At 55.1% G+C, this 16,510-nt stretch carries 14 protein-coding genes; 12 read left to right on the top strand and 2 right to left on the bottom strand.

Going from position 1 to position 16,510, the window contains the following annotated elements; all coding sequences use genetic code 11:
• Positions 1-19 precede the first annotated feature (19 nt).
• Positions 20-2,209 (bottom strand): hypothetical protein, encoded by a 2,190-nt coding sequence (locus B9Z44_RS04390; RefSeq protein ID WP_108358149.1) that lies wholly within the window; start codon positions 2,207-2,209, stop codon positions 20-22.
• 189 nt (positions 2,210-2,398) lie between these two features.
• Between B9Z44_RS04390 and B9Z44_RS04385 the strand changes: the two genes are divergently transcribed.
• From B9Z44_RS04385 to B9Z44_RS04370, 4 genes are read left to right on the top strand one after another with little or no spacing between them, the layout of a single operon-like run.
• The gene (locus tag B9Z44_RS04385) at positions 2,399-4,021 is read left to right on the top strand and encodes a gamma-glutamyltransferase family protein (protein ID WP_108358148.1); all 1,623 of its coding nucleotides are present in this window, start codon (positions 2,399-2,401) and stop codon (positions 4,019-4,021) included.
• Positions 4,022-4,024: 3 nt separating this feature from the next.
• Complete coding sequence (locus B9Z44_RS04380; RefSeq protein WP_245912759.1) at positions 4,025-5,899, top strand: gamma-glutamyltransferase family protein; 1,875 nt, start codon at positions 4,025-4,027, stop codon at positions 5,897-5,899.
• Positions 5,892-6,485 carry an EndoU domain-containing protein gene (locus B9Z44_RS04375; RefSeq protein ID WP_108358147.1) on the top strand — a complete coding sequence of 198 codons (594 nt, stop codon included), beginning with the start codon at positions 5,892-5,894 and terminating at the stop codon, positions 6,483-6,485. The genes B9Z44_RS04380 and B9Z44_RS04375 overlap by 8 nt, the downstream gene beginning before the upstream one ends.
• A gap of 3 nt (positions 6,486-6,488) precedes the next feature.
• Positions 6,489-6,887 carry a hypothetical protein gene (locus B9Z44_RS04370; RefSeq protein WP_108358146.1) on the top strand — a complete coding sequence of 133 codons (399 nt, stop codon included), beginning with the start codon at positions 6,489-6,491 and terminating at the stop codon, positions 6,885-6,887.
• Between the two features lie 22 nt (positions 6,888-6,909).
• Here B9Z44_RS04370 and B9Z44_RS04365 read toward each other — a convergent pair whose 3' ends face one another.
• On the bottom strand, positions 6,910-8,679 hold the full coding sequence (locus B9Z44_RS04365) for a cation:proton antiporter (RefSeq protein WP_108401805.1): 1,770 nt from the start codon (positions 8,677-8,679) through the stop codon (positions 6,910-6,912).
• A gap of 82 nt (positions 8,680-8,761) precedes the next feature.
• Here B9Z44_RS04365 and B9Z44_RS04360 point away from each other — a divergent pair, with 82 nt between their 5' ends.
• The 8 genes from B9Z44_RS04360 (at position 8,762) to B9Z44_RS15030 (ending at position 16,503) form a co-directional block, all read left to right on the top strand.
• On the top strand, positions 8,762-9,670 hold the full coding sequence (locus tag B9Z44_RS04360) for a DMT family transporter (protein ID WP_108401804.1): 909 nt from the start codon (positions 8,762-8,764) through the stop codon (positions 9,668-9,670).
• Positions 9,670-10,464, top strand: coding sequence for an SDR family oxidoreductase (locus B9Z44_RS04355; protein ID WP_108401803.1), 795 nt, complete (start codon positions 9,670-9,672; stop codon positions 10,462-10,464). The genes B9Z44_RS04360 and B9Z44_RS04355 overlap by 1 nt, the downstream gene beginning before the upstream one ends.
• 139 nt (positions 10,465-10,603) lie before the next feature.
• On the top strand, positions 10,604-13,432 hold the full coding sequence (locus B9Z44_RS04350) for a type VI secretion system Vgr family protein (RefSeq protein WP_211308684.1): 2,829 nt from the start codon (positions 10,604-10,606) through the stop codon (positions 13,430-13,432).
• Between the two features lie 9 nt (positions 13,433-13,441).
• Complete coding sequence (locus B9Z44_RS04345; RefSeq protein WP_108401801.1) at positions 13,442-14,845, top strand: LysM peptidoglycan-binding domain-containing protein; 1,404 nt, start codon at positions 13,442-13,444, stop codon at positions 14,843-14,845.
• Positions 14,845-15,534 (top strand): hypothetical protein, encoded by a 690-nt coding sequence (locus B9Z44_RS04340; RefSeq protein WP_108401800.1) that lies wholly within the window; start codon positions 14,845-14,847, stop codon positions 15,532-15,534. Before B9Z44_RS04345 ends, B9Z44_RS04340 begins: the two co-directional genes overlap by 1 nt.
• A gap of 95 nt (positions 15,535-15,629) precedes the next feature.
• Positions 15,630-15,860 (top strand): hypothetical protein, encoded by a 231-nt coding sequence (locus B9Z44_RS04335; protein ID WP_146180586.1) that lies wholly within the window; start codon positions 15,630-15,632, stop codon positions 15,858-15,860.
• Entirely contained in the window at positions 15,836-16,186 is a 351-nt protein-coding gene (locus B9Z44_RS15035) for a hypothetical protein (RefSeq protein WP_146180585.1), read from the top strand. The genes B9Z44_RS04335 and B9Z44_RS15035 overlap by 25 nt, the downstream gene beginning before the upstream one ends.
• Positions 16,187-16,197: 11 nt before the next feature.
• Positions 16,198-16,503 (top strand): hypothetical protein, encoded by a 306-nt coding sequence (locus B9Z44_RS15030; protein ID WP_146180584.1) that lies wholly within the window; start codon positions 16,198-16,200, stop codon positions 16,501-16,503.
• Positions 16,504-16,510: the final 7 nt, after the last annotated feature.

Here is a 16,510-nt window from a genome sequence, read left to right as displayed (position 1 = left end):
GTGCTGCGCGACGCGTCCGTTATGAAATGCTGCTGTTGATCAGCGCTTGAAGTTGCGCCCAGGTGTGCACGTCGGCGCCTGAGTCAAGCGTTGCGCGCAGGTTTGTGTTGAACGTGGCTTGGTTGGCACTGGCCGTGTTGTTCAATCCCAAGGTGCTGAGTTCCGCGAGTGTGACGGGGTTGGTGGTGCTGATTGCCGCTGCGGTGTTCATGATGTGATCAATGGCGGTGGCATAAGCTTCTAGCTCGCTGATGGTGTCCACGCCGAGTTGGCTCTTGTGCGCTACCACGTCATTCATGAGTGACAAGGCGTTGTCACTGGCTAGTGTTGTGGCACCGAGCGTGCCGCCTTGCAAAACATGTGAGGTGGTGAGCAACATGCTGTACTGCGCGGCCGTCGGGTCGGCATGGGTATTCGATGCGCCATTGCTGGCTTCGTCCAAGACGGCTTGAAAGCTGAGCGCGATATCCGGCACGAGTGCGTAGGTGTGCTTGGTTGCTAAGACCGAGTTGACGCCGGTTTTCAAGTTCTCCGTCCACGTGACGCTAGGGCTGGACGCCAAGGTCAGGCCTGAGTCTTTGTAGTCTTGAAGCGTGGGTGCTGGCGACGTGACCGATTGGTCTTCTGCATAGGTTTGGATCACCGCTTTCGCGACCAAGGTTTGGAGTTCCGCCAAACTGTCAACGGCTGAACCGTCGGCACTGTGGGTTGCAGAAATTTGGTTTGCAATTTTCTGCAGATTGTTGGCAGTCACCCCAGTTAGACCCAGGCTGCTTAAGTCTGTAGCCGTCAGTGCAGATGCCGCCGTTGCACCACTGGCAATGTCCATGACTTTGTCAACCAAGATGCTGAGTTGGTTGATTTCTGCGGTTGTGTCCACTAGGGTGCTGGTTTTTCCATCCATTACATCGTTCAACAGATTCAGTGCTGATGCGTTTTGTGCACCTGTCCCGATGGCTTTGCCGTTGATGGCACCTCCTGTGTTGGTGGTGCCTGTGGCATCGTAGTGACTCAAAAGCCCCAAGCTCGTCAGGTCGGCAACGGTCAATTTGGCTGCGGTCGATGTGTTGGCTTTGATGCCATCTGCTTGCGCCAAGATTTTCGAGTAACTGGCGTCGATGGCTTTGATCGCGGCCAAGCTGTTGATGCTTGAACCATCGTTGGCACTGGCTTCCATTGCGTTCATCAACATGCTGTTGGGGATGGTGACGGCCAGTCCCATGGTTTGAAAATCTGCTGCGGTGAGTGTGGTGGCGGTCGTTCCTGTGTTGCCTGCAGCGATGAGGATGATTTTTTCGGCCATCGCCGACAACGCGCTCAGTTTGGCGACTGTGATGATGTCCGCCACCAAACGATTTTTCACAATGTCATTGAGCAAGCTGAGGTAGTTGGGTTTTTGTGCGTCTGTCAGTGTGTTGAGTGGCTGCACTCCGAGTGCTTGGTAGTCGCTGAGCAATGGGTCAGCAGTGGGTGTGGCATCGGCGTTGGTGCCATTGGCTTCGGCCAATATTTTGAGATAGGCGGTGACCACATCCGACACTTTGGCGTTGCTGTCGGCTTTGACGCTGGCGATGGCGTTATTGATGGCGCTGACGTTGCCGCTTGTGACGTCTTTGAAGCCAGCTTCGGTGTAGTCGTTGACCGTTGGTGTCGCGGTGGTTCCCGTTGTCCCATAGCTGGTAATTTTGGCCAAGGCGGTTGCATTGGCATCAGGCACCGCGGCTGTGTCTGATTTTGAAGATGACTTGGCGGCTATCAATGCAACAGCCCCCGCACCGGCCAAAACCAAAGGCGACAGAAAACTTGTGGTCTCCGCGCCGCTTGCCACCAAACTGGTGATGCCACTTTCTGCACCAAATAAGCTGGATGTGAAGATGCCGTTGCTTTGTGTATCAAAGAAGCTCAAGCCACCCGATCTCAGGGTGGTGGCAAAGGCTGTGTTTTGTTCAAACTCAGCATAGTTCTCGATGATGATGTCAGGTGCATTGATATCGCCATCTTCAGTTGTCAGATGCAAATCTTTGCCGACTTTTTTGGTGATGATTTTTTTGATCGGACTTGCGCCGTCTTGTGACTGAAAGACATACGTCACATCTGGTCCGGCTTGCAGCACCGTTGCTGCCATGCCTTTGCGTGTGCCATTGCTGATCTGTTTACGCAGAATCACTTGACCGTGCTTGATAACTTTGAAGGTGTAAACGTTTGACATGGCGATGCTGCTTTAGGAGTAATTAAGGGGAGTAACAAGAACAACGGTTTGACAAATAAATTGTCAAATCATTCAAATTAAGTTAATTCTATAGTGTTAATTTAATGTATTTGTGAACCTCAAAGAATGACTCAGTTTTGAATTCTTTATGGTTGAATCAATCGATCATTCCGGGCCTTTTAAAACCTTATGCAGTTCAACTTCAGCAATCCCTACACCTCCACACGCTTGCCTGTGTTTGCGCGCAACGTGGTGTCCACGTCGCATCCACTTGCGGCTCAAGCGGGCTTGCGCATGCTGTGGCAAGGCGGCAATGCCGTGGACGCAGCCATTGCGGCTGCAGCGGCTATCACACTGACCGAGCCCGTGAGTTGTGGCTTGGGCTCAGACGCGTTTTGCATCTTGTGGGATGGCAAAGAACTCCATGGGCTGAACGCCTCGGGCCACGCACCGCAAACCTGGACGCCCGAGTACTTCAAACGCAAATACGGTGACGACGCCAAGACGCCGCCCAAGCGCGGCATAGATTCGGTCACCGTACCCGGTGCGGTGGCCTCGTGGGTGGCGATGAGTGAGCGGTTTGGGAAGTTGCCGTTTGAAGACTTGATGCAGCCCGCCATTGAAATTGCGGAGCGCGGTTATTTGTTGCCCGTGGTGGTGCAACAAAAGTGGGCCGCCGCCACACCGGAGTTACAAAACCAGCCCGGTTTTGCCCAAAACTTTTTGCCATGGGGTCGCGCGCCCAACGTGGGTGAATTGTTCACGTTCCCTGCCGCAGCCAAGGGCTTGCGTGCAATTGCAAAAAGCAAAGGCCAAGCGTTTTATGGTGGTGAGATTGCGCACGCGATTGAACAGTTCTCTACCGAACACGGTGGCAGCATCACTGCCCGCGACTTTGCCAACTACAAAGCCGAATGGGTCACACCGATTGCGCAAAACTACCGTGGCTATACGCTGCACGAAATTCCACCCAACGGGCAAGGCATCGCGGCACTTATCGCTTTGGGCATTCTGGAGAACTTTGACATCGCCAGCTTGCAGGTCGATGGCGTGGATTCACAACATTTGCAAATCGAAGCCATGAAGCTGGCATTTGCCGATGTGTACCGCTACGTCGCTGAGCCCAGCGCGATGGAAGTCACGCCAGCGCAAATGCTGGACCCGTCTTATCTCAAGAGCCGCGCTCGATTGATCGATATGAACCGTGCCCAAGACTTTGGTGCAGGCAACCCAGTGAAGGGCGGCACAATTTATCTCAGCACGGCGGATGAAAACGGCATGATGGTCAGCTTCATCCAAAGCAATTACATGGGTTTTGGCTCTGGCTGTGTGGAGCCCAACTTTGGCATCAGCTTGCAAAACCGTGGCCACGGTTTCAGCTTGAACGCGCAGGGTTTGAACCCCGCCAATTTGGTAGCACCTGGCAAGCGACCCTTCCACACCATCATCCCAGCCTTCCTCAGCAAAGACGGTCAGCCCGTGATGAGCTACGGCGTGATGGGCGCCAACATGCAACCACAAGGTCACATGCAAACACTGGTGCGCATGCTGGACTACCAACAAAACCCGCAAGCTGCATGCGATGCACCGCGTTGGCGTTACAACGCGGGCTTGGAGATCAACGTCGAGGCTTCGCTCAACCATGACACGGCGAACGGTTTGCAAGCGCGTGGCCACCAAGTGGGGGTCATCAACGACAACTACCAAGACTTTGGCGCGGGTCAATTCATCTGGCGTGCAGGTAATCCCAAGGTTGAAGGCTATGTGGTCGCTAGCGATGCGCGGCGCGATGGTTTAGCCGCAGGCTTTTAAAGCGTGGATGCGCAAAACAACGTGCGCTTGAAACGCGTCGGTGTGCTGGCGGTGGTGTTGGCCTTGTTGGCAGCATGCGCTGTGCCGTCTGGTGGGTTGACATCGCCCACCACGGTCAGCGGTACACCGCTGCAACCCGAAATCGCCACAGGCTTCACACGCAAAGCCGACGTCGTCACCAAGAAATTTGCCGTGGCCGCGGCCAACCCCTTGGCCACACAAGCAGGCTTTGATGTGTTGAAAGCCGGCGGCTCGGCTGTGGATGCAGCGATCGCCGTGCAAATGGTGCTGGGTTTGGTAGAGCCTCAGTCGAGTGGCATTGGCGGCGGTGCTTTTTTGTTGCACAGCACGGCCACACAAGGGGGGCGCGCAAAGGTGCAAGCGTTCGATGGCCGCGAAACAGCACCTGCAGCTGCCACAGAAGACATGCTGCTCAATGCCGATGGTCAACCCCTAGCGTTTCACGCGGCTGTGGTGGGCGGTCGTTCGGTGGGCACACCCGGCGTGTTGCGCATGTTGGCGCAAGCGCATGCCCAACACGGCAAACTGCCATGGACCAAATTGTTTGAGCCTGCCATTGCATTGGCAACCCAAGGCTTTGCCATCAGCCCGCGTTTGCACGCGCAGCTCAAGGCAGATGCGTATTTGCGTTTAGACCCCACCGCGCGCGCTTACTTTTACCAAGCCAATGGCGAGCCGCACGCGATCGGCCATGTGTTGCGCAATCCTGAATTGGCCGCCGTGTTGCAACGCATTGCCAACGAGGGCGTGCAAGCGTTTTACAGCGGTGAGGTGGCCGAGGCTGTGGTGCGCAAAGTGCAACAGCACCCCAGCAATCCCGGCCGTTTGGCATTGCATGACTTGGCCAACTACCAAGCCAAAGAACGCACACCCGTGTGCTTTGACCACGCAGCGGCGAGCCGTGTGTATCGCGTGTGTGGCTTTCCACCGCCCAGCTCAGGCGCGATTGCCATCGGCCAAATACTGGGCATGTTGCAGCACACGCCCGCGTCATTGATGTCGCCACCGACAGAGCTGGTGGACGGCACACCCGACCCGCGTTGGTTGCATCTGTACACCGAGGCTTCGCGTTTGGCCTTTGCCGACCGTGCCTTGTATGTGGCCGATCCTGACTTTGCACCGGCACCCAGCGGCGAATGGCAAAGCTTGCTGGCCCCTGCGTATTTGCATGAGCGTGCCAAACTCATTCGCCCCACGGCCATGCCGCAGGCCTTGCCCGGTGTGCCTGTGCCTGTGCCTGTGCATGCGCAGCGCAGCAGCTTTGCGCCCATGGCTGAACAGCCGGAGTACGGCACCTCGCACATCAGCATCGTCGATGCATACGGCAACGCGCTGGCCATGACCACCACCATTGAAGACGCATTTGGTTCGCGCCAAATGGTCAAAGGTTTTTTGCTCAACAACGAGTTGACCGATTTCAGTTTTGCCCCGCGCGATGCACAGGGTCGCCTCGTGGCTAACCGCGTGCAGCCCAACAAACGCCCACGTTCGTCGATGTCACCCACCTTGGTGTTTGACAAGGCCACGGGCCAGTTGGTGATGAGTGTGGGCAGCCCCGGCGGCGCGATGATCATTCACTTCACCGCCAAAACTTTGGTGGGTGTGTTGAACTGGGGCTTGAGCCCGCAGCAAGCCATCGCACTTCCCAACTTTGGCAGCGTGGGCGGGCCCGTGGTGTTGGAAGGCGGGCGCTTTTCGCCTGCTACCCTTGCGGCCTTGCGTGAGCGCGGCCACGAGGTGAAAGAACTTGCGTTGACCAGTGGCCTGCAGGCCGTGGTGAAGCAAAACAAACATGGACAAACTGTGTGGATCAGCGGTGCTGACCCACGACGCGAAGGTGAGGTGATGGGTGAGTAAATTGAGTCGTCTTTTGTTGGCCTTGGTGGTCGTTGCGCTATCGACGTTCTTTTCCTACAAAGCGCCGCACAGCCCATCGAGTACGGCGTCGCATGAAAAAGCCAAGTCGGTGGCGGTGGTGCAAGAGTCTGCACCTCAAGCCGCACGCACCGCCGAAGCTGCGCTGCCCGCCAGCAATTCCCCCATTGATTTCAAACACATCATCGGTGCCGACTACAAGCGCCACACCGGCGAGCCTACAGGCGGACACACCTTGCTCAACGGCGATGTGCGTGTGATGGAAGGCACGGCATCCGCACCAGATGCCACCGGCGTGTACCGCGCGCAAGTGCAAATGATGGACCCCAATCACCCAGGCCAGTGGCTCACCAAAACCGACCGCAACGGCAACCCCATGCCCAACACCATGTTTCCCAAAAACTGGACGGCAGCGCAAGTGGTGAGCGAGGTGAACGCCGCCTGGTTCAGCCCGACCAAAACCATTCGCGGTGACAAGTGGAGCGCACTCACGCCCAGCGGTGTGCGCGTGGAAGGCTATTTAGAGCCGCGCGTCACGGCGTATCCCGTGTACAGCCAACGCCGCTGATTCATGTCACTTCGTTGTTTCATCCAAACACAAGCGCCTATCCCCGGCAGCGGGGCGCAGCCTGTGCGTTATCCCGCGTGCGAATGGGTGGATGACGATGGCGCAGCAGACCCACAGCATCCGCTGAATCGTTTTGTGTGCAGCTGGCTGACCAGCGACGTGAATACCGTCGAACGTTGCCAAGAGGTGTTGGATGCCATCGCACAAATTGAGGCAGGCCAGCGAACGCAATGGTTTGCAGATGGCGATGCGTTTGGCGTGGACTTTTCTGCAAGCGGTGTGCAGTTCAATCAGAGCCATGTGGGGCCAGAAGACACCGCTTGGTGGAATCTGCCTGAGGGACGTTTCAACCTGGCAGAGGTGAACGTGCTGCTCCGGTTGTGGCACGACTTCTTAGGGTAAGCCGCCACGCACGGACTTGCGCTCAGAGTGCAGCGATGTCGTCTAAACCTTCTTTGTATTTGTTTGGGTCTCGCATCAGCGCGTAGCGCGTCATACGCTGGCCTTGCACCAAACGAATCACACGTTTGAGGGGAATGCCAATGTGCGCCAAAGTTTGGCTGGCGAGCATCAAGCTGCCTTCAATCACTTCGGGCACTACTTCGGCAGCGCCTGCGGCGCGCAGGTCTTCTAAGTGTTCGTCGTCGTGGGTGCGCACAATCACGGGCACGTTGGGCGCGTGCTCTTTGACCCACGCCAACACCTTCAGTGCAGAGGGCAAGTCGGGGTAGGTCACGGCCACGGCGGCGGCGCGCACCAAACCCGCCGACATGAGACTCGAGAAACGGGTGGCATCGCCCAGTTCCACATGGTGGCCATGGTCGCGGCCCATTTGTACTTGGTCTGGGTCGGAGTCGAGGGCGACATAAGGAATGTTTTCAAGCTTGAGCAAATCGACCAAGTTGTGGCCGCTGCGTCCGTAGCCGCACACGATGACGTGGTTTTCAATTTTGAGCGTGCGCTGGGCCATGCCGGTGAGGGCCAGCGATTGCAGCAACCAATCGGTGCTGATGAATCGGTTGACGATGCGGTCTGCATTCATCACCAAGAAGGGCGTGGCAATCATTGACAACACCATGGACGCCAAGATGGGGCTCATCCAAGCCGCAGGGATGAGGGAGTTTTGCAAGCCCAGTGACAACAGCACAAAACCGAATTCACCCGCTTGTGCGAGGTACAAACTGGTGCGCAGGCTCACACCGGCAGGCGCGCCGGTGATGCGCGCCAAGACAAACACCAAGCCTGCTTTGAAAAACACGGGGATGAACGACAGCAGCAGCACCCAGCCCCAACTGTCGATCAACACTTCCCAATCCAGCTTCATGCCGATGGTGATAAAGAACAAACCTAGCAGCACATCGTGGAAGGGGCGAATGTCTTCTTCGACCTTGTGTTTGAAGTTGGTCTCAGCAATCAACATGCCGGCCAAGAAAGCGCCCATGGCCAACGACAAACCTGCGAGTTCGGTGAGCCAGGCCAAGCCCAAGGTCATGAACAACAGGTTGAGCATGAACAGTTCATCGCTCTTGCGACGTGCCACCAAATGCAGCCAACTGCGCATCACGCGCTGACCGCCCCACAGCAACAAGCCCACCAGCGCGGTTGCCTTGAGCATGGCGATGGCCAGCACTTTCCAAATGTTGTGCTCGCCCATATCCGCCAGCGCGGGGATGAGCACCAGCAGCGGCACCACGGCCAAATCTTGGAACAGCAGCACGCCCATCACGCGTTGGCCGTGGGGTGACTCCAGCTCCACACGGTCCGCCATGAGCTTGACCACGATGGCCGTGCTCGACATGGCCAAGGCACTGCCCAAAGCCAAAGCCGCTTGCCAGCTCAAGCGCCAGAGGTAGCCCAGCTCTTTGAGCGCAAAGCCGACGGCGAGGTTGAACAGCAATGCGCCCACAAGCGTGAACAGCACTTGCCCCAAGCCCAACCCAAACACCAGCTTGCGCATGCGCATGAGTTTGGGTAAATTGAATTCAAGGCCGATGACGAACATCAAAAACACCACGCCAAATTCGGCCAGGTGTTCAATCGCTGCGGAGTCTTTGGCCAAGGCCAGCGCGTTGGGACCAATCACCACGCCTGCAAACAAATAGCCCAACATGGCGGGCAGTTGCAGCAGTCGACACGCCACCACGCTGATCACGGCAGCGCACAAATACAGCAGGGTGAGTTCGAGGGATGACATACCCCCCAATGGTACCGAGCGTTTGTGACACGCCCGCGCCTAAGGCTCACATAAACTCAAGACTTACTGGTTATTTTCACGAATGAATTCTGTCCAACGTCCTGCTTTGTCGGGGCTTCTTTTAGCGGCTGCGGGTGCCATTGCGTTCAGCGGCAAGGCCATCATCGTCAAGCTGTCTTATGTGTATGGCGTGGATGCGGTCACCGTCATCATGTACCGCATGTTGTTTGCGCTGCCGTTTTTCATTGCCATGGGCTTGTGGGCTGAGCGTCAAGCCATCGCGCGCGAAAACCCGCTGACCCGTCGCGATGTGTTGAATATCATGGGGCTTGGTTTTGTGGGCTACTACTTGTCGAGCTACCTTGACTTTTTAGGCTTGCAATACATCACGGCCAGCTTAGAGCGGCTCATTCTGTACCTCAACCCTACGCTGGTCGTGTTGCTCGGTTGGGCGCTGTACAAAAACCCCATTCAACCGATTCGCATGTTGGCGATGGGCGTGAGCTACAGCGGGGTGCTGCTGGTGTTTGCGCATGAGCTCACGCTGTCAGGTGCCGACGTGGCCTTGGGCAGCGGATTGATTTTTGCGAGCGCTGTGACGTATGCGATGTATTTGATTTTCAGCGGTCAGATGGTGAACCGCATTGGCTCTTTGCGATTGGTGGGGTGGGCCACCAGTGTGGCGTGCGTGTGCTGCATTGCACAGTTTGTGTTGCTGCGCCCACTGTCTGCGGCGCATGTGCCTGTAGAGGTGTTGTGGCTGGCCTTACTCAATGCCTTGGCGTGCACGGTTGCACCTGTCCTCATGGTGATGATGGCCATTGAACGCATCGGTGCTGCTTTGACTGCACAAACAGGCATGATTGGCCCCATGGCCACCATCGCGATGGGCGTCTGGGTGCTGAATGAGCCGCTGAACATATGGATTGGTGTGGGTACCCTTTTGGTGTTAAGCGGTGTGTTTATTGTTTCTAAGTACGGAGCGAAGTGATGGATTTAGGTATCAAAGGTAAATGGGCATTGGTGGGTGGCGCAAGCAAGGGCTTGGGTTTTGGCTGTGCGCAGTCACTCGCACGCGAAGGCGTCAACGTGGTCATCGTGGCGCGTGGTGCTGAGGCGCTAGACGCTGCGGCCACTGAGCTGCGCAAGCTGGGTACCACCATCCTCGCGGTGGCGGTGGACATCACCACCGAGCAAGGTCGCGAAGCCATTTGGTCGGTGGCCGGTGGCCCCGGTAAAAACTTTGACATCGTGGTGACCAACGCAGGCGGTCCGCCACCCGGCGACTTTCGCAACTGGGAACGCGACGATTGGATCAAGGCGGTCGATGCCAACATGCTCACACCCATTGAGCTGATCAAAGCCACGGTGGATGGCATGGCCGAGCGAGGCTTTGGCCGCATCATCAACATCACCTCCAGTGCGGTGAAGGCGCCCATCGACATCTTGGGCTTGTCCAATGGCGCACGTTCAGGATTGACGGGTTTTGTGGCGGGTGTGGCACGCACGCAAAAACTGGCGGCCAACAACGTGACCATCAACAACTTGCTACCCGGCGCGTATGACACCGACCGACTCAAAGGCACGATGAAAGGTGCGGCAGACAAAACTGGCCAGCCCATCGAGGCGATTGCCGAAGCGCGCAAAAGAACCATTCCTGCGCAACGCTTTGGTCACCCGCAAGAGTTTGGCGACACCTGCGCGTTTTTGTGCTCAGCGCAAGCGGGCTACATGACGGGTCAAAACATCTTGACCGATGGCGGGGCTTACGCAGGCACGTTTTAAGAGCATTGCTTTTTGTACATCTGGTTCAGATGACTCTTTTCATGTTTTGTAAGTCATTTAAAAAAGGCACTAAAGTGCCTAAAATTAACCTATAAGTTCCTATACGATTCTCTCTTTTCCGTTCAAAGAGAGAATCTCCATGCAGCATCTCTTCACCACCAAGCGCCCGTTAAGCGTCCAAAGCTCCGCTTTAGACCAAGTGGTGGGTGCGGGCAGCTTGGTGCCCTTAAAACTCGAAGGCGCAGAAGGCCTCAACCAGCTGTTTGAATACAAGCTGACCTTGCAAACCCCCGATGCGTTGAACTTCGTGGGCGGTGCTGCAGCCAACTATGCGCTGCAAGACCTGGTCGGCCACGAGCTGTGCTGCCAAATTGAACTCGAAGGCCACGGCTCGTTTGTGGCGGGCTTGGCCGGTCTTGCTGGCATGAGCAACCAAGACGCAGGCGTGCGAGAAATCTCAGGCCTCATCACGCAAGCAAGGTTTTTGGGTGAAGACAGCCGCCATGCACTGTATGAGTTGACCCTGCGCTCGTGGCTACACCTAGCCACGCTCACCAGTGACTGCAAAGTATTTCAAGACCAAACCCCCGTTGACGTCATCAACGCCGTGCTGGCGGACTACCCCTTTGCTGTGGAGCGCAGGCTCATCGAGAGCTACCCCGTGCGCGACTACTGCGTGCAGTACAACGAGAGTGATTTTGAATTTGTCACCCGCCTCATGCAAACCTGGGGCATTAACTACCACTTCGAACACTCAGGTGGCGTACACCGCTTGGTCTTGTCAGACCACAACGGTGCATTCAAACCCGCACATGATTACCCGTTCTATCCACTGGGTCACAAGCTAGACCGTGAATACATCCATGCCTTCAGCCCCGCAGAACAAATGGTCAGTGCCCGTTTTGCGAGCGTGGAGTATGACTACACCCGCCCCAAGACAGACTTAGCGTCAGAGCACAAAGCGCCTCGCAACACGGGCCACAACACCCAAGAGGTGTACCAGTGGCACCAAACCCGCTACGCCCAGCCCAATGCGGGGGCCACCAAGCCAGCCAACCAAACCGAAGAGCAAGGCAAGCACTTGGCCCGTCTGCGCATGCAGGCCTTGCGCCAAGACGGGCTGCGCGCCAGTGGCGTGGGGCATGTGCGGGGTATTCAAGCGGGCAGCACCTTCAAGCTCAGCGAGTACCCGCAAAGCAAAGCCAACACCGAGTACATCACTCTGGGCACGCACGTCTTGATTGAAAACGTCAGTGAAGACACCCAGCGTGACAGCAGCAATGCTGCACAACAAATATTGCAAAACGTCATCAGCTCCGTGCAAGCACTCAACATCAAAGCCTTGAGCGACGCCCAACGCCTAAGCGGCCAATGGCGAGTGGTTACCCAGTTTGATGTGCAGCCCAGCACCGAGGCATTGCGCCCAGCCTTTGCGAATGAAAAACCCCGCACCCACGGCCCAGAAACCGCTGTGGTGTGTGGCCCCAGTGCAGACACCGCAGAGAGCAACCTCTACACCGACCAACTAGGGCGCATCAAAGTGCAGTTCCACTGGGACCGCTACGGCCAGAAGAACCAAAACAGCTCTTGCTGGGTACGCGTTGGCAGCGCGTGGGCAGGCAACCAGTTAGGTGCCATGCATGTGCCACGCGTGGGCCAAGAAGTCATTGTGGATTTCTTGGGTGGAGACCCAGACGCCCCCATCTGCACAGGCCGTGTGTACAACCAGCTCAACATGCCGCCTTGGGCCTTGCCCTCCAGCCAAGCCTTAAGTGGGTTTAGAAGCCGAGAGCTCACCCCCAGTGGCGGCAACTCAGCCGCAGGTCGCAGCAACCACCTCATCTTGGATGACACCGAAGCCAAGATCCAAGCTCAGCTCAAAAGCGACCACGCCCACAGCCAACTCAGCCTGGGCCATATCAGCAGGATTGAAGACAACCAAGGCCGCAAAGATGCCAGGGGTGAAGGGTTTGAGCTGCGCACAGACAACCATGGTGCGATTCGCGCCAAAGACGGCTTGCTCATCAGCACCGAAGGCCGAAGCCAAGCGCAATCGCACATGCTGGACATGGGCGAGACCACCAGCCGCTTGACCCAAGCCCGAGACCAACACGAGACCTTAGCCAACCTTGCCAAAGACCATCAAGCGCATGATGCGGATGACCAAGACGAGGTGGCCAAGCAGCTGAAGGCGCAGAACGAGGCGATCAAGGGAGAAGCAAAGGGAGAAGAGGGACAACACCCAGAGCTCACAGAGCCATACCTGATCATGGCCAGCCCTGCGGGGATTCAAAGCACAACGACTCAAACAACGCACCAGCACAGTGGTCAGCATCACGCCATCACCAGTGGTGGGCACACCAGCATCAGCACGGGCAGGAGTTTGTTGGCGAGCGTCAAAGAACACCTGAGACTGTTTGCACAACAAGGCATACGCATCTTCAGCGCCAAGGGCAAGGTGCAACTACAGGCGCAGGACAACGACATGGAGTTGATTGCCAAGCGGGTGGTGGAAATCATGAGCACGGGGGATTGGATTAAAGCCACTGCGGCCAAAGGCATACGTTTGCAAAGCGGCCCTACCGAAGTCACCATCACTCCCGAAGGGGTGAAGTGGGTGACACCAGGCTACGACCATGTGTATGCAGCTGACCATCAAACGTTTACGCCTGCGAGTGCGGCGGCTGTGGCGATGCCCAAGTTGCCAGTCATACCAATACTGGCTGATAACAGCCTTCGACTCGATTCATCTGCACTTCAAAACGCTGATTTTTTGCCAGAGGCTGCAACAAGTTTTTCAAATCTGTCGGTCGATGCTGATGGAGAAAAAATTGCCAGCATGCCGCTGTCTGAAACAAGTTCGCAAAGATTCGTATTTGCCGGTCAAGCAGGAGATGCCGATATTTATCTTAAAAGTGATGATCACTGGCAGACAGAAATCAATTCACTTGATGAAGGCCAAACATAAGGACACGTCATGACAAACCCTTCATCACATACGGCCGCAAGAGGCGACACCCTTGGTGGAATTGCACGTTTTTACAAGAAGACGGTTCAAGAGTTGGTGGATATCAACCAAATCAAAAACCCAAATGTTTTGTACATCGGGCAAGTGATTTATTTGGAACCACCGCTGCCTCCAAAAGACACATTGCAAGTCATGTTTATGGACAAGTTGCGTCATCCCATAGAGGGCATTGCCGCCAAGCTCAAATTAGATGGAAAAGAACATCTATGTCAAAGCAATGCGTGTGGGTTGTTGCCTGAGCTGGAGTTGGCAAAACTTGGTGCTGAGGTAGAGGTGTGGGTGCAAAACGCACGCCAAGAGTGGAAAAAAGTTGGACTAACCATTGCCAGCCAAGGCCAACAGTGGATGAACATGGTCTCACCCAGCATCAAGATCACACATCAACTGGCTCCGCACGACCCTGAAGCGGCCAAGAAAAAACACGCCCCCGCACACGCAGCCGACAAGCCACACGACGGCAAAGCCAAAGGTACGCCCGTTAAGGCAGGCAGCCCCGTTCACAAAAACACAAGCGCCGCGCACAACACCATTGAGCTGTCGGTGGACATTCCGCAAGACCTGATTGAGTACTTCAAAGGCTATAAGGATGAGTCGATTACGGAGGAGGATTGGAAAAAAGCAGCCTTCCAACTGGCATGCGACATCAACGTTTTAAAAGCCTTCGCCAAAGTAGAAAGCGGCGGACGCAATGCCTATTGGCAACTCAGAAAAGATGGCAATGTGCATGTCCCTTATATCTTGTATGAACGGCACAAGTTCAGCCGATTAACCAAGCATCAGTACGACAAGGTGAACCCTGATGTGTCATGGCCTCAAGCGTATGTGCGTGCGAAAAAGAAAATCGGCGGCAAAACTGTCTCATCCATCGGCATGAACAACGAACAGGTGCAAGCCTATTTGGGGGACGAAAACCCACACGCCTACACACACGACAACCGTGTCGATGAGGAGCAAGACACTTACAACGGCAACACCTACTTGCGTCTGCTCAATGCCTATCGACTCGACAAAGACGAGGCACTCAAAGCCTGCTCATGGGGTAAGTTCCAAATCATGGGAGAGAACCACAAGATTTGTGACAGGCCCGACTTGACTGAATTTGTCAAAGTGATGTGCTCAGGTGAAAAAGGGCAACTGGCTTTGCTCACGGCGTTTATTGAGAAGAAGCCAGCAGCACCGATTTTGGATGCCCACAAAAAAACCATCGGCCGACACAAGACTTTGCATCAAGCTGTAAAGGACAAAGACTGGCGAATGATGGCCTACAACTACAACGGACCAGGGTATGAAGCAGATAACTACCACGTAAGGCTAGAAGCTGCTTACAACGAATACAAGAAAGCGGGTGTGTGATGTTGAAAAAATTAACTCTCGGCTTAATTGTGCTGCTGTGCATGCCTACATGGGCGAATGTGCAGTTGGGTGATTTGAAGCTACCCAATGTCGACTGGAAAGATACTTACTGGCCAGATAAATTTACAATCAAAACGATAGTTGATAGCAAGTTAAATGCTGTTCCAACTCGCGATCCACAGACCCCCATTGGCTTTCGCCTCATCATTGATGATGCGTTGTACTACATCCAACCCGCACTCTTCATGCTCAAGTCACGCCCTGATGAGGTGTGTACGTTTGATCTTGATAACTACCGCTCTTATCGTTGCGTTGAAGGACAGCCGCATGTAGACGGCTGCCACCTGATGTTCTTTGATGCTCAAGGCAAATGGGTGGGCCTGTACACGATGCAAATTAAAGAACGCTTCCCGCATTTTTGTAACGCCATGCCTGCTATCGGCATCGCTAACAAGGCCAATAATGAACTGTTGGTAACGATGCAGTACTTCATTCCTGAGGCATTGCAGGGTTTGCCTGTGACACCAACGGGTGGTGGCTGGTTCCGTATGACGAGCCTCTTTAGGGTCAAAGCGGTCAACGGCAAGATTGAAGTGGAGCAAGACGATACCTGCCTTGGTAACCCCAATCGCATCGACAACATTCCTGATGCCCGCAAGCGTTTACGTCAGTGTGGCGCTGTGAAGTGATGTGCATATGCAGTTGACGCTACGCCATTCCATCCACAAGCTCAGCGACTCCGTAGAGGCGTGGGTGCAAAACGCACGCCAAGAGTGGGAGAAAGTTGGACAAACTATTGCCAGCCAAGGCCAGCCTAAAACCCGCGAAGTGGGCGATCAAGTTTCGGTTGTTCGACTTCATTGGTGAAGCCATCGAAGGATTGGAGTGCAAGGTGGTATCGCTGGGCGAAGAGCTGGTTCGCATCAAAACGGATGCCCAAGGTGCTTTACCAGATATCAAAGCCAAAGACGCATTGGACACGTTTGAGTTGTGGGTTACCGTGGTCGTGGGCTAAAGCAAGTCACAGGGAAAGAAAATTACAAAAAATTCCGAGAAGATTACGTCCAATATTTTGGGGCCACGCGAGATGTGCTTGAGCAGCCAGATTTGTTAATTCAAATGCCAGATGCCGTTCGTTCTGCTGTGTGGTTTTGGTTGCGAAACAAGTGTTATGAACTGGCCGACAAAGGGCTTGATAACACCTGCATTGATGCCGTGACGAAGGTCGTCAACTCAGGCGAAATCAGAAAATACGAGCGAGGCGGCTACAACAACGCCTCAAACAACCCCGTACTCAAGCGACGTGAATACACCAAGCTTGCTTATCACGCATTTATTTGAGGAGCCCCACAATGAAGGCTGCACGACTTCTGACAAGTCTTGTTTTGAGTATTTTCTGTGCCTTTGCGCATGCTGATTTACGGCTAGACAAAGCATCTCCAAAAACGCCAGCGGACATCGATTCGGCATTAGCTTTTTATGTCAAAAATCTAAGTCCTTTTGTAAAGCAGAACACCTTTTCTTTTCCCAGTAACTCAGGTGAACCTTACAAACCAAACGCAGGAATAGGTGGAGTTAACTCCATTTTTAAATGGTCCCTCAACGGTGTTGTGTACACCTCCGCCATTGCATCATTTGGCATTCCCCCAAACCTCTAGACACTTT

Origin of the sequence: Limnohabitans curvus (assembly GCF_003063475.1) — a bacterium.
Lineage (GTDB): Bacteria > Pseudomonadota > Gammaproteobacteria > Burkholderiales > Burkholderiaceae_C > Limnohabitans > Limnohabitans curvus.
Note: the sequence above shows the minus strand (reverse complement) of the source record. Positions and strands in the feature narration are given on the sequence as shown.